Genomic DNA, 13,113 nt, shown 5'->3' with positions numbered 1-13,113 from the left:
GGCTCTGGCCACAATTTTAGATACCCCCATGGGTATGTGGCAAGGGGTTTTCCGCTCGGAACACCCGCCACCGGGGGCCGTCAGCAGAACAGATTAAGGATCGGGTCAGGCGGTGACGGTGCCGGCAGTGACCCACGCCGCGACGGCGAAGATCAGCACGGCAAATGAGATGCGGATGTGCTTGTTCGTCAGGCGGTGCGCCAGCCGGGCGGCGAGGACGGATCCCAGGATTGCCGGGACCGCGAACGCAAGGGTGGTGGGCCAGTCGATGTTGAACCCGGCAGCATGGGCGCTGAACCCGGCGGCGGAATTGATGACGATGATTGCCAGGGACGTTCCGACCGCCTGTTTCACGCGCAACCCGAGAAGGATGGTCAGCGCCGGGACAATCAGGAAGCCACCGCCCACTCCGAGCAGGCCGGTGAGGAAGCCGACGATCAGCCCGACTCCCACCGCCTTGGGCGCGCAGGACCGGATGTTTCGCCCTGGCCCGCTGCTGCAGGATCCTTCGCTTTCACGCGTTGCGGTGAGCATCCGGATTCCTGCGAGCACCATGACGACGGCAAATGCCAGCATCAGGATGTTGGGGTCCAGCAGCCGGCCGACGGCGGCGCCCACCCAGGCGGCCGGGATGCCGGCGGCTCCGACCAGGGCGATCACGAGCCAGTTCAGACCCTCCCGGATCCGGGGCAGCAGGGCGGTTAGCGAGGACGCACCCACCACCAGCAGGGAGGTGGGAATGGCCTGGGCCGGGCTCATGCCCACCCCATAGACCAGGGCCGGGACGGCAATGATCGATCCACCGGCGCCCACCGCGCCCAGGACAAGCCCGACGGCGAGCCCCAGGCCCAGCGCGGTCATCATGCCGCGGTGTTCTCTTCTGGCACCCTGGCGGGGAGCTGCAGGATGGCGCTCTCGCGGGTGGGCTCCTTGGCCGCCTTGTTCCACGGCATGGCCGAGAGGGCCTTGCCCATGGCGCAGGTGTTGGTCGCAGCGGAGAAGGTCAAGCCCGTACCGATGGCGCCGGAAAGCATGCGGACCTTGGGCGAGAGGAACCTGCCCCCGGCCAGGCCCAGCATCACCAAAGAACCTGCAGCCAGGCGGACTTGCCGCTCCAGGCCCCAGCGACCCCTGCCCCTGATGACCTCGCCGCCGGCGGCAGCGAACCCGGGCACTCCGCCGGTGAGGACGTGGGCGGCATCAAGTCCGGCGCCGGCCATGCGCTGGCGGGCCTGCTCGGCACGTACGCCGGACTGGCAGACCAGGACAACACGGGATCCCAACCGGCCCGCCAGTTCATCCGCGTGCTCTGACAGAAGCGGCAGTGGGACGTTGTACGAGCCGCGGATGTGCATGGACTCAAACTCTGCTGCGGAGCGCACATCGATCACCACAAGGTCCTGCTGTTCAGCAAGCCAGGAGCGCAAGGTTTCAGGAGCCAGTGCATTAACGGCGCCAGCTGTGGAGGGGGAAGTCATCAGTGGCCTCTCGGTAGGGGGTGTTGAATACCCCACCGAGTATTACGCATACCCCCGGGGGTGGTCAAAACACCGGTGGGGGTATATAGTTGAGGCCAACGATCCTAGGTATGGAGAGACCCTTTGGAACTGAACCCGACCGAACTCGGCCCCGTGATTAACCGCCTCAAGCGCGCGCAGGGCCAACTCGCCGCCGTCACCCGGATGCTGGAGGAGGGCAGGGACTGCAAGGACGTCGTCACGCAGCTGGCTGCCGTTTCCAAAGCCTTGGATAAGGCCGGGTTTGCCATCATCGCCACCGGTCTGGAGCAGTGCATCACCCAGCAGGATGCCAGCATGAATACCAAGGACCTGGAAAAGCTATTCCTCTCCCTCGCCTGACCATGGAGCCCACTAAGCAGCATGGGGACGCCCGAGGTCTGCTCATTCACTCCGCCGGCCAACTGGAGCGGGACGCCCTCGCCGGAATCCTGCGCAGCGCCGCCAATGCCCGTGCCGAACTTGGCCCGGGGGCTGGCATCGAAGTAGTCATCCAGGGGCCAGGCGTCACGCTCCTGGCCTCGGACTCACCGAGCGTCGGAGCCATCAGCAGCACCGCACAGCTGGACGTGCGCATCCTCGCCTGCGGCAACAGCCTGCGCTCGGCAGGCCTCGCAGCACAAGACCTTATCCCCGGCGTTGACACGGTGCCCGCTGCCATCGCCCACCTGGCCCAGCGCCAATGGGGCGGCTGGGCCTACGTCAGGCTCTAATCCCTTTGGTGTTCCTTTGGTGCCTCTGCCCCGCACGCACACCTGCGTTGCGCCGTCGCGGGGCGTGTCTCTGCCAGCGCCGCGGCGCTAGCGGGGCGCCGCCGTCGCGCTCTCTGCGTCTCCGCTAGCCGCGCGGCACGTCCGGGCCGGTGGGCCAGCGGAGCAGCGCCGCGATGCTTTTGCCTCCCGGCAGCGCACCTTCGGGGACCATGGCCACCCGGGCATCGGTCAGCGCAGCGGCCCGCACCAGCGCCGCCGGCGCGGGGATCTTGGCCAGCAGCTCACCGTTGACCGGTTGCTCGCCGGCCGTGGCGATCCAGGGTTCCGCGTTCAGCACATTGACGTGGTGGTCGGCGAGGGCGTTGTCGTTCATGATCAACGTGCCGACCTGCGCCTGCTGCAGCGCCCGGATGCACTCGCCCAGCCCCACGGTCCACTCCGGGTGGGCCTGCCCGGTCTGGTTGGCCAGCCGGTCCAGGATGGCTTTGCGCTGTTCCGTCCAGACGTGGGCCACCCGGGCGGCGATTTCGGTCCGCAGCGCGTCCTTGTCGGCGCCTCCGGTGCGGGTGTGCGACTCGAAGGTGGATTCGATCGCCCGGCTGGCTTCGGAGAGTTGCTCGACCACCAGTTCACGGGCCCGGATATCGCCCGCGATGATCAATAGCCGCGCCTTGCTGGCCTGCACCACACGATCAATCTCGGCCGCAATTTCATCGGCGTTCTTGCGCCAAATTTCCTCGGTGCGGTGCTGGTAGCGGCCCTGCGACCAGCCGCCGCCGGGGATCTTGGTGAGGTTCTCCCGGTCGCCTTCCACCGTCGTCGTTTCCGCCACGCCGTTTCGGCGCGCGTACTGCAGATGGACTTCACCGCCATCCCGGCCGACCTCTGCCACAACGTACGGGAAGTCCTCACCGCGTGCCTTGAGCAGCGGCACCAGGTCCGGAATCGGTCCGGCTTCGACGACTTCGGGCCCGGACATCGCGCCCGGAAGCACCTCGTTGACTTCTGCCTCGCCGCCGCGGACCAGCACGTAGCGGCGGACCGGCGACGGCATGCCGGTGGCCGGCGAAACAGCCTCGATCACTGCCTGAATATCCGCTTTCGCGGCGCCTTGCTTCTCGAGCGATTCACGCAGCCTGTCCGGCAAGATGTCTCCGGCGCGGAGCGTATCCGCGGTTCCGGTGCTGGCATCAACGTAGACCGTAATCCACGGTCCCGGCTTCTTGTACAGCTCGGCGTACTTCTTGTTTGCTGCGTGGGTCGTATTGACCTGCTCGGCCATCGTGATCACCTTCCCGGGCGATAGGAAATGCGGGGTTTTCTTGATCAGTAGCCCTCACGGTAGCACCGGAAGTTTGGCCCTTGAAGGGGCTGCAGAACTTATCCGAAGCGGCCCGGCGAATCAGTTCACCGGGCCTGGTTCGGCCTGCGTTTAACCGCGGTCGGGATGCGGATTTTTGCTCTCCGGGCCCGGTCCGCGGCCCCTCCTCAGCGCCGCTGCCCGGCCCCCGCTGACCGCCGCTCCCAGAGCCACGCCGACGGCGATCCACCACCATTGGCCGGTCACTGAGGAAATCACCACGCCCAGCAGGATCCCGAAGATCAGGCCCATCATCAGCGGGTTGCCGGGCTGCCCGCCGGTCCTGCGTTCATCAGCCATGTTCCCACCGTAGGCCGATCCGGAGGGGCCAGACTAGGCCCCTCCGGACTCGCCCGGCTTAGCCCCTTTGATACTCGGCGTGCTGCCGGTGTGCTTCGGCCACTTGCTCGCGGATCTTGTCCACGTCCTTGGCCTTGTTGCGGTACTTCGGCTCCATCTGCTCGATCTGGCGCTCTTCCTGCACCAACAGTCCGTAAATCCGTTCGCGCTCGGCTGGATCTGCGGTGTAGGAGAGGTCGATGTAGCTGACCGCGTGGCGGCGTGCATTGTTGATGGCGTTCTGCGCCTTGCCGGCCTTGCTCACCAGCGATGCCACCACGGTGATGACCAGGACGCCGATGATCACGGTGAGTGAGACTCCGGTCGAGATCTCTATGACCGGCACCGGGTTGCCGTCGTTGATGAAGGGCAAGTTGTTCTCATGCAGTGCGTGCAGGATCAGCTTCACGCCAATAAATGCAAGGATGGCGGCCAGACCGTAGGACAGGTAGATCAACCGGTCCAGCAGTCCGTCGATCAGGAAGTACAGCTGGCGCAGACCCATCAGCGAGAACGCCGTGGCGGTAAAGACGATGTACACGTTTTGCGTCAAGCCGAAGATTGCGGGAATGGAGTCCAGCGCAAACAGGATGTCCGTGCCACCGATGGCCACCATGACCAGCAGCATGGGAGTCAGGGCACGCTTTCCGTTCTGGATGGTGAACAGCTTGTCGCCGTCGTAATAATCGGTGGTGTGGAAGAAGCGCTTGGCCACCCGGATGATGAAGTTGTCTGCTTCGTCGCCCCCGTGGGAAGGCTTGAGCAGGTTGCCGGCCGTGATGATGAGGATCAGGCCGAAGGCGTAGAACACCCACGCGAACGAGTTGATCAGCGCGGCGCCCAGGAAGATGAACCCGGTGCGCGCAATCAGCGAGAAGACGATGCCGAACAGCAGCACCTTCTGCTGGTCTTCGCGGGGCACCTTGAAGCTGGCGATGATGATTAGGAAAACGAACAGGTTATCCACCGAGAGCGCCTTCTCGGTGATGTAGCCGGCGAAGTACTCCGAGCCCATCGCCGGACCGCCAAAGATCAGCACCAGAATGCCGAAGACGATGGCTATGCCCACGTAGAGGGCGGACCAAATGGCGGCTTCCCTCAGTGACGGCACATGCGCTTTGCGGATGTGGAAGAAGTAGTCGAAGGCGAGCAGCGCGAGGATAACGACGATCGTGATGCCCCAGATAAGGGGAGAAACGCTCATGGTTCCCTTTCGTAAGCGGGTAGCGGTTTGACCCGCAAGTCTCTCCTCCGGCATTGCCGGTCGCTGCAGCCGGCCGGGCGTCGGTGCCCTACGTGTTGACGGCTGCAGCGCATGGGGGATACTCCCTTACGCATTTGTCAGTCTAACGACGACGGCGGTGCCCGCCTAATGCTGCAAGGGAAACCCAAGGTGGGCTCGGCAGGATCTGTTTATGGAACGGGCCCTGCCTCTGCTGACCGCTGCCGTGCTGGTCGCTGCCGTGGCCGGCTGCTCCGCCGTCGCGGAGAACGCAACGGCGCCGCCGCCCGCAACCGCGTCCGAGTCGGAGCCCGCTCCGTCGGCGCCGGCGCCAGACCCCGCGCCCCTACCCGCGTCCAACACGCCCGCCGCTGTGCCCGCGCCCGTGCCCTCACCCGAACAGGAGTTGTCCGGAACCGCGACGCCGGACGCGGCTGCTGGCAACTCCCCCGGTGCATCGGCCGGTTCGGGCGCGCGATCTACCCAACTGGCGGCTCCCGATCCAGCCCCCGACCAAAAGAACGCCCCACCGCAGCCAACACCACCCGGCAATCTAAGCGACGGCCCCCCTGCCACGGGCTATACACAAGACCGTCCCACCGGCGAGGCCAAGGCCCGGATCGTTGTTGGCACCGGCGCCGCCTTCGGCCAGGCCGGACACGGCGCCTACGTCTGTAAGCTCATCAGCACACCCACCGTCAGCCTGTATTCGGCAGGGGGCTCCATGTCCGGCAGTGGCGTGGCGTTGGCCGTTGAAGCCAACGAAAGCGGCACCACAGTGCTGGAACTGCCAGCCGGCGAAATTAACCTCACCGCCTACTGCACCGACCCCGGAGGGGTTGGGCCCGCCTTCACCGGAACCAGCGCAGCATTCGTCGTCACAGAAGGCGGCAGCACCGACGTCGAAATCACCGCTACCCCGCATCCGTAACGCACCCTTCGCCAGGCACACCATGCAAAGCACGTCGCGCGCCTGACCAAGGCACACCATCCATACCCACCGGCTGACCGCGACAAACCCACGTGACCACCGCGCGCTGATCATGGCACACCGGGCCGGGGCTGCCACGGAATCCAGGCATCCGGACCTACGGACTCCGGGTCTGGATCTGCCCGCCGTGGCCGCTTCCAAGGACACCACCTAGGACACAGGCCGGTCATGGGTGATAGCTTTCGACGAACTGTCAGCCGCACGACGATCTCGAAGCCGGCCAACGCTGAAGGGAGCACCACATGTCCTATTACCTGGAGTATGTCGTTCCGGCCGATCCGGACGAGGGGAATTTCGAATTTCCGGTCAGCGAAGAGCAACGCGGCTATACGGTGCCACTCAGCGAAACCGATGCTGACGTCGTCAGGACTGACAGTCTGCCCGTCCGGTCCGAGGTCTTCGGGGCATCCCTGGCAGAAGCCAAAGAAGCTGCAGAATCCATCCTGTCGCACAGCAAGGCGGACCAAGCACGCCTCTTCGACGACCCCGACGACTCAATGCAGCCCGGCGCGGGCACCTTGGTCGCCAGCTACACCGAGACCGACGGCTGGCAGGACCACGAGTAGTCCCCAGGCACTGCCCCGCCTGCGCTGCAACTCAGGACGCAGAGGGGCATCGTGGCGGGGGTCAGGCCTTATTCGCGCAGGATCACGTCTGAGGCTTCGGTGGAACGGTCGGTGACAGTGGTCGGCGATTCCAGGTGCACAGCACCGGAGGGCAGGATGCCTGCTCCGCCGTAGCGTTCCATGACTTTCAACTGCGCCACCACATCCTCGCCGGCGTGACCGGGCGGCAGTTCCCGCCAGAACTCGAAGCCGCCGCAGTCCAGCAAAGCATCCCGTCGGTACAGCACGCAGCCACCGGCCCACGCGATCTTGTACAGCCGCCAGCAGCCGTCGGCAATCCCCAGCTCAGCGGCGATGTGGGTCAGGTTGGCCGCGTTGTGCAGCTGCCAGCGGGCGAACCGTTCGTCGGAAGGCCGGATCCGCTCCGGGACCACCGGGCCGTCCCACAGTTCGAAGGGCTCCTGCTCCCCCGGGCGCACATCGTCCAGGAAAGACATGCCTTGCACAGCAGCGCCTATAAACCCGCAATCCTCCTGCCGGATGGCCGCAGTCATTCGGGCCAGCATGCCCGGTTCCAACCACACGTCGTTGTCCAGGAATAGCACCAATTCGGCGGTGGCCAGGCCGAGCAAGAAGTCGCGCTGCTCGGCCAGGCCGCGGCGGGGCAGATGCCGTTCCAGCCGTACCGGCCGGCCCTGGGCCTGCAGTACCCTGGTCATCGCTGCGACGGCCGGATGCTCCCACGCGGGTGCTCCGTCGGACTGATCGCTGATCACCACGGAGAACGGCGGGCCGTCCTGGGTGGCCAGGCCGGAAAGCGTCACGGCCAACTCCGCTTCGCGGCCGTAACTGGGCACCAGCACATCCAGCTCGGGCCCCGGCTCAGCTGGCGGCGCGGCCCAGCTGCCCGCACTCCTGCGACTCATGCCGGATCGGTTCCTGCCGTCTGAGGCGAGCCCGACTCCGGAGAAGGCGTCGAGCCACGGATGCGGCGGACTACGGCCGTGGTGGAATGATCGGCGACATAATCCAGGATGCAGACCTCGCCGCCGCAGGCCTCCACCACCGCGGTCTCCTCGAGCATCTCCGGCGAGTAGTCCCCGCCCTTGGCATAGATGTCCGGCCGGATTGCCTCGATCAGCGGGATGGGCGTGTCCGTGTCGAACACGGTCACGTAGTCCACGCAACTCAGCGCGGCGATGATGCCGGCCCGGTCCGCGGCGGCGTTGATCGGCCGGTCTGGTCCCTTCAGGCGCCGAGCGGACGCGTCGCTGTTTAGCGCCACCACCAGCACATCGCCCAGCTGCTTGGCCTGGGTCAGGTAGCGGGTGTGTCCGCGGTGCAGCACGTCGAAACATCCGTTCGTCAGCACAATCCGCCGGCCGGACGCCCGCTCCGCAGCCACAGCCTGCCCAAGTTCTTCCGCATCCAGGGCCGCATCCGAGAAAGTTCCCAGGTGCGCGGCCAGATCCGAGGTACTGCAGACAGAGGTGCCACGCCGGTGCACCACCACGTCGGCCGCCGCCTGGGCCAGATCCAGGCTGGTGGTCAACGGCAGGCCGACGGCCCGAGCCACGGTCAGGCACGCCACATACGTGTCACCCGCCCCCGATGCCTGCTTCTCGCTGACCGGGCTTGCCCACGTGCGGTGAGTTCCGCCGTCGTGCATCAACAGGAGTGAGCCGTCCTTGTCCAGTGTGACGACGGCGGCGCCCGCCCCGGTTGCCTCCAGCAGCCGGGTTGCGCGGGTGGCCACTGCGGCAGCCCGGTCCGTGTCCGGGTCCAACACCACACCCAAGAGGCCGGCGGCTTCTGCGGCGTTAGGGGTGACGAGATCCGGGGCGATCCCCGACCACAGCCGGGGGTCATGGGCATCGACCACCAGCAGCCGCCCGCCGCGGTGCCGGACCAGTACCTCGCGCACCGGGTCGCCCAACCCTCCGGAGCCATAGTCGCAGACCACGACCGCGTCGCTGCCGGCCAGGGCCGCGGGCACTGCCGCAGCCAGCTGTTCCTGGGCCGCTTCGGGCACCTGGTCCATCGTCTCGTCCAGGCGCAGCATGATCTGGTCGCCGCCGATGATCCGGTACTTGGTGGTGGTCAGGACGCCTTCGTGTTCCACCAGCCCCGAGGTGTCCACCCCCGCTTCCTGCAGTAGCGAGCGCAGCCGGCGTCCGGCGTCGTCGGCACCGATCAAGCCGACCATCCGCACCCGCGCGCCGAGGGCAGCCAGGTTCATGGCGGTGTTGGCGGCGCCGCCCGGGGCATACTCTCGCTTGCTCATGTCCACCACCGGTGCCGGTGCCTCCCGGCAGAACCGTTCGATCCGTCCGCTGAACCAGCCGTCCAGCATCACGTCGCCCACCACGGTGACGTGCGGGGCGGCCTGGGCCAGCCGGGCCGGCAGCCAGCCGGCGAGCCCGGAAACGTCCGACAGCGGGGTGCTCATGGCCGGGGTGCTCATGGCCGGGCTCCGCCGGGCAGGCCCATGTGGACCACTTTGACCGTGCTGAATTCGTCCAGCAGTTCGGGCCCGTAGCCAAAGCCGTCGCCGCTGGCCCTGCGGGGCTGGGCGGAGCCGCCGGGCGCGCCGCCGAAGACTGCGTTGACCTTGACGGTTCCGACCTGGAGCACCGCCGCGGCACGGTGTGCATGCTCCATGTCCGCCGTCAGGACGGTGGCGGCCAAGCCGTATCGGCCCGCCGCCGCCAGCTTGAGCCCGTCGTCGAAGCTGTCCACCACCTGGACCGGGGCCACTGGACCGAAGGTCTCCTCCTGCATCACGGCCATGTGGTCGGCGCAGTCCAGCAGGACGGTCGCCGGGTAGTGCGAGCCGGGGCCTTCGGGCACGGCACCGCCTTCCGCGGCAACCGCACCCAGCGAGAGCGCCTCGGCGACGTGCGCGTGCACGCTGTCCCTCAGCCTGCGGTCCACCAGCGGGGCCAGGCCTCCTGCGTTGCGCTTGCGGGCCTCGGCAGCCAGCGCTTCGCAGAACGGCTCGGCGACGGCCCGGTGCACGTAGATGCGTTCGACCGAGGTGCAAATCTGCCCACTGTTGGCAAACGCCCCGATGGCCGCCTGCTCGGCCGCCCAAGCCGGGTCGACGCCCTCGTCCACGAGCAGCGGATCATTGCCGCCGTTCTCGCGGATGACATGGGCCCCGGTGAGCGCCGCAGCCCGGGCAATCCTGGCACCGGCGAGGCTGGAGCCCATGTGCGCGATGACGTCCACGTCCGGATCACTGGCAAGCGCAGCACCCACGGCCGGACCGCCGGTCAACGTGGTCATGACGTGCGCCGGCAGCACGTCGGCGAAAATCCGGCCCAATAGCGCGCCCAGGTGCGGGCAGCGTTCGCTGGGTTTGTGCAGCACGGTGTTGCCGGCCGCCAGCGCCGCGCCCAACAGCCCCGCCGCCACCGCCACCGGATCGTTCCAAGGGGTGAGCACCGCCGCCACGCCGCGAGGTTCGTTGACCGAGTAGTCAACGTTCAACTGGCCGCCGCGCAGGCTGCGGCCGCGGTGCACCGGACCCAGCTGCGCGTACTGGCGCAGCGTTCCGGCCCCGGCCATGACGCCCTCCAAGGCTTCCTGCTCGGGTCGTCCGGTTTCGCGCGCGTTCAACTCGGCAAGCTCACCGGCGTGCTCCTGCAGAGCTGCGGCGACGGCTTCCAGCAGTTCCCCGCGGGCGGCAGCGTCGGTCCCGGCCCAGCCGGGTTGGGCCGCCTTGGCGGAAGCAGCGGCGGCGAGCACATCGTCCGAAGTCGCTTCCTCCAGCGCTCCCACCAGGCTGCCGTCTCTGGGGTCGTACACCTCCAGTGAGGCAATGTCCCGGGCAGTATCGGAATCGGTGGTCATATCGCTCCTTCCGTCCAAGGCGGGGCCAAGGCCGGCCCGCTGGTCGCTGGTGCAGGTCCACATATACGCCATACCGGTGCGCCGTCCGCCGCGGGCGGGTTCGCCTCCGCCGGACCCGCCGCCGACGGCAGCGCCTGCCGCATCGCGTGGTACTGGTTTCCTACCCCTCGCCGGGCGCTTTCAGACAGTCTCCGCCGTAGCCGGATTTCTCCACCGCGGCCTTGGTTTTGTGGGTGCCAGCAGCCGGTTTTCTTCCCGACGTGGGCATGGTTTCTGTCCAACAACGGCCGGGGTTTTCTTGGCGGCCGGGCCCTACCGGCTTCCCGGCCGTCCCGGGTTTCCTTCGGGACACAGCAGGGTTTCGAAGGGGGCCCGGGAGCACCTTCACGAGGGCTGCCGGCTCTGGCCAGCAGCCCTGATGCGTTTTAGGGTGAAGTTCACGAGGGGCGCCCGCGAGGGCGGGATGTATTGGGGCTGTGGCTCGCAGAATGCTCCGGGACTGCTGCAGATACGAATCCCCGCAGCCGGACTACACCGACGGCCGCGGGCTGGGACCCAGGAGGTGGAGATGACCGAGTCCTCCACAGGAGGCGCCGCTTTCGGCGACCAGAGGTTGAGTGCCGAAGCCAGGCACGGCCTTGGAGTCGGACCGGTGCTGCAGCCCTTCGACGATGTACAGAACATTGCGGTTCTCCGCGGCGGTGGTTTGGGCGACGTGCTGTTTTCGGTTCCCGCCCTGGCATCGCTGGCCGCCGCCTATCCGGAGGCGACCGTGACGCTCTTGGGCACCGAGGCCCACGCGGCCCTGTTCCGCGGCCGGTCCGGCCCGGTACACCGGGTAGAGCCGCTGCCGTTCGCGGAGGGGGTCCGGCCGGGACCGGAGGACCCGCGGGCAGTGGCGGAGTTCCAGCAGCGGATGCGCGGCGAGCAGTTCGACCTGGCGGTGCAGTTGCACGGCGGCGGAAGGTTTTCCAACCCGTTCCTGCTGGAACTGGGCGCACGCCACACGGTGGGTACCCGGACCGAAGATGCGGCTCAGCTGGAGCGGTCCATCCCCTACCTTTACTACCAGCACGAGGTGTTGCGTGCGCTGGAGGTGGTGGGCCTGGCCGGCGCCGCCCCTGCCGCGCTCCAGCCGGAACTGAAGCCGTTGGCCGACGAGGAAACGTTGCTGGCCGGGCTGCTCGACGACGGCCGGCCCTCGCTGGTGACCATCCATCCAGGTGCCACCGACCAGCGGAGGAGGTGGCCGGCGTCGCACTTTGGCCAGGTGGCGGCTTGGGCGGCCGACGACGGATGTCAGGTCCTGGTGGTGGGCGATCCGTCCGACGCCGCGCTGGCGGACGAGGTGGTGGAACGGGGCCGCGAGACGGCCGGATCAGCCAGCGGCGGCAGCATCAGTTCGGTGGCCGGCCGGCTCGGATTGGATGAGCTGTCCGCGGTGCTGCGGGCCAGCGACGTGATGCTGGGCAACGACAGCGGGCCGCGGCATCTGGCCCAGGCCGTCGGAACCCCGACGGTGGGCATCTACTGGGTGGGAAACATGATCATGGCCGGGGCGCTGGGCCGGACCCTGCACCGGGTGCATATGTCCTGGATGACGCGCTGTCCGTTCTGCGGCGCAGATCTGACCCAGGTGGGCTGGACGGCAGAACGATGCCCGCATGAATTTTCCTTGACCGCGGAGATCCGCGCCGAGGATGTCTACGCGGATCTCCGTCAGCTTAGGGCCACGAGTCTTCTTCTTCGTGGCAAATGACCATCTCGCGCACTTCGCAGCCTTTGGGCTGTGAGAGCGCAAAGATGATGGCTTCGGCCACGCGTTCCGGGTCGTTGAGCCTGGAGTCGTCCTGCGGCTTGTACTGCTCGGTGCGGTCGTCGAAGAATCTGGTCTTCATGCCGGCCGGAATCATGGTGGTGACGCCGATCTGCCCGCGGGTCTCCGCCGCCAGCGCGCGGCTGAAACCGACCACGCCGAACTTGGAGGCGCAATAGGCGGTGGCGTCGGAGACGGCCTTGATCCCCAGCGACGAGGCCACCGTAATGACCCGGCCGTGCGAGGACATCAGATGCGGCAGTGCCGCCCGCACCACCGAGACCGTGCCCATCAGGTTGACGCCAATGACCTTCTCCCATTCCTCTGCGGGGACGTCCTCCAGCCGGCCGCAGCGGTCAATGCCCGCTGCCGTCACCACGGCGTCCAGCCCGCCGAGCGTGTCCGCGGCCTGCTGCACGGCTGCTTCGACGGCGGCGCGGTCGGCGACGTCGACCTCCACGCTCTTGGCCTGGCTTACCCGGCTCACGTCGCGGTCCAGCACCACCGGTGTGCCGCCGGCTGCCAGGACCGCGTCCACGACCGCCGCGCCCAGCCCGGATCCTCCGCCGGTGACCAGGACCCGGCCGGGGTTGGTTGCTGCACTGCTCATGTTTTCCTCCTAAGGTTCAGGGATGAGGGATCTCACCCGGGTTATTGAGTGGAAAGAAAACGGCATCCCAAGGGCCCGTAGTTCTTCTCTTCTCTCCACTGGATTGTTGGGTCCAATGCGAATG

14 protein-coding genes are annotated in these 13,113 nt (G+C 67.3%); 5 read left to right on the top strand and 9 right to left on the bottom strand.

Translation table 11 applies throughout. From position 1 onward, the window contains the following. Nucleotides 1-105: 105 nt before the first annotated feature. Both E4J89_RS11960 and E4J89_RS11955 read right to left on the bottom strand, forming a co-directional pair. Entirely contained in the window at nt 106-864 is a 759-nt protein-coding gene (locus E4J89_RS11960; RefSeq protein ID WP_136786365.1) for a sulfite exporter TauE/SafE family protein, read from the bottom strand. After that, nucleotides 861-1,478, bottom strand: coding sequence for a rhodanese-like domain-containing protein (locus tag E4J89_RS11955; protein WP_136786364.1), 618 nt, complete (start codon nt 1,476-1,478; stop codon nt 861-863). The genes E4J89_RS11960 and E4J89_RS11955 overlap by 4 nt, the downstream gene beginning before the upstream one ends. A 123-nt stretch (nt 1,479-1,601) precedes the next feature. On the opposite strand from E4J89_RS11955, the gene E4J89_RS11950 reads away from it, so the two are divergent. Further along, the gene (locus E4J89_RS11950; RefSeq protein ID WP_136786363.1) at nt 1,602-1,859 is read left to right on the top strand and encodes a metal-sensitive transcriptional regulator; all 258 of its coding nucleotides are present in this window, start codon (nt 1,602-1,604) and stop codon (nt 1,857-1,859) included. A gap of 2 nt (nt 1,860-1,861) precedes the next feature. Further along, nucleotides 1,862-2,230, top strand: coding sequence for a DsrE family protein (locus tag E4J89_RS11945; protein WP_136786362.1), 369 nt, complete (start codon nt 1,862-1,864; stop codon nt 2,228-2,230). Nucleotides 2,231-2,354: 124 nt separating this feature from the next. Here E4J89_RS11945 and E4J89_RS19400 read toward each other — a convergent pair whose 3' ends face one another. The 3 genes from E4J89_RS19400 to E4J89_RS11930 all read right to left on the bottom strand — a co-directional run bounded on the left by E4J89_RS19400 (nt 2,355) and on the right by E4J89_RS11930 (nt 5,133). After that, nucleotides 2,355-3,512: a Vms1/Ankzf1 family peptidyl-tRNA hydrolase gene (locus tag E4J89_RS19400; RefSeq protein ID WP_169303994.1), complete on the bottom strand. Its 1,158-nt coding sequence runs from the start codon at nt 3,510-3,512 to the stop codon at nt 2,355-2,357. 150 nt (nt 3,513-3,662) lie between these two features. Then, nucleotides 3,663-3,890 (bottom strand): hypothetical protein, encoded by a 228-nt coding sequence (locus tag E4J89_RS11935; protein ID WP_136786361.1) that lies wholly within the window; start codon nt 3,888-3,890, stop codon nt 3,663-3,665. A gap of 58 nt (nt 3,891-3,948) precedes the next feature. Next, nucleotides 3,949-5,133, bottom strand: coding sequence for a TerC family protein (locus tag E4J89_RS11930; protein ID WP_136786360.1), 1,185 nt, complete (start codon nt 5,131-5,133; stop codon nt 3,949-3,951). A 211-nt stretch (nt 5,134-5,344) separates the two neighbouring features. On the opposite strand from E4J89_RS11930, the gene E4J89_RS11925 reads away from it, so the two are divergent. After that, nucleotides 5,345-6,082, top strand: a complete 738-nt coding sequence (locus E4J89_RS11925; RefSeq protein ID WP_136786359.1) for a hypothetical protein — start codon at nt 5,345-5,347, stop codon at nt 6,080-6,082. 302 nt (nt 6,083-6,384) lie between these two features. Further along, nucleotides 6,385-6,708, top strand: a complete 324-nt coding sequence (locus tag E4J89_RS11920; protein ID WP_136786358.1) for a hypothetical protein — start codon at nt 6,385-6,387, stop codon at nt 6,706-6,708. Between the two features lie 68 nt (nt 6,709-6,776). Here E4J89_RS11920 and E4J89_RS11915 read toward each other — a convergent pair whose 3' ends face one another. Genes E4J89_RS11915 through E4J89_RS11905 form a run of 3 tightly spaced genes read right to left on the bottom strand, consistent with a single transcriptional unit; the run spans nt 6,777 to nt 10,563 of the window. Beyond that, on the bottom strand, nt 6,777-7,634 hold the full coding sequence (locus E4J89_RS11915) for a glycosyltransferase family 2 protein (protein WP_136786357.1): 858 nt from the start codon (nt 7,632-7,634) through the stop codon (nt 6,777-6,779). Beyond that, nucleotides 7,631-9,172: a D-glycero-beta-D-manno-heptose 1-phosphate adenylyltransferase gene (gene rfaE2 / locus E4J89_RS11910; RefSeq protein ID WP_136786356.1), complete on the bottom strand. Its 1,542-nt coding sequence runs from the start codon at nt 9,170-9,172 to the stop codon at nt 7,631-7,633. The genes E4J89_RS11915 and rfaE2 overlap by 4 nt, the downstream gene beginning before the upstream one ends. Next, on the bottom strand, nt 9,169-10,563 hold the full coding sequence (locus tag E4J89_RS11905) for an aldehyde dehydrogenase family protein (protein ID WP_136786355.1): 1,395 nt from the start codon (nt 10,561-10,563) through the stop codon (nt 9,169-9,171). Before E4J89_RS11905 ends, rfaE2 begins: the two co-directional genes overlap by 4 nt. A gap of 568 nt (nt 10,564-11,131) precedes the next feature. Here E4J89_RS11905 and E4J89_RS11900 point away from each other — a divergent pair. Then, nucleotides 11,132-12,322 carry a glycosyltransferase family 9 protein gene (locus tag E4J89_RS11900; RefSeq protein ID WP_136786354.1) on the top strand — a complete coding sequence of 397 codons (1,191 nt, stop codon included), beginning with the start codon at nt 11,132-11,134 and terminating at the stop codon, nt 12,320-12,322. Here the strand turns inward: E4J89_RS11900 and E4J89_RS11895 are convergent. Next, nucleotides 12,288-12,989 carry an SDR family oxidoreductase gene (locus E4J89_RS11895; protein WP_136786353.1) on the bottom strand — a complete coding sequence of 234 codons (702 nt, stop codon included), beginning with the start codon at nt 12,987-12,989 and terminating at the stop codon, nt 12,288-12,290. The genes E4J89_RS11900 and E4J89_RS11895 overlap by 35 nt on opposite strands. Nucleotides 12,990-13,113 lie beyond the last annotated feature (124 nt).

The sequence above is a fragment of the Arthrobacter sp. CAU 1506 genome (genome assembly GCF_005047635.1).
In the GTDB taxonomy this organism is placed as follows: domain Bacteria; phylum Actinomycetota; class Actinomycetes; order Actinomycetales; family Micrococcaceae; genus Crystallibacter.
Note: the sequence above shows the minus strand (reverse complement) of the source record. Positions and strands in the feature narration are given on the sequence as shown.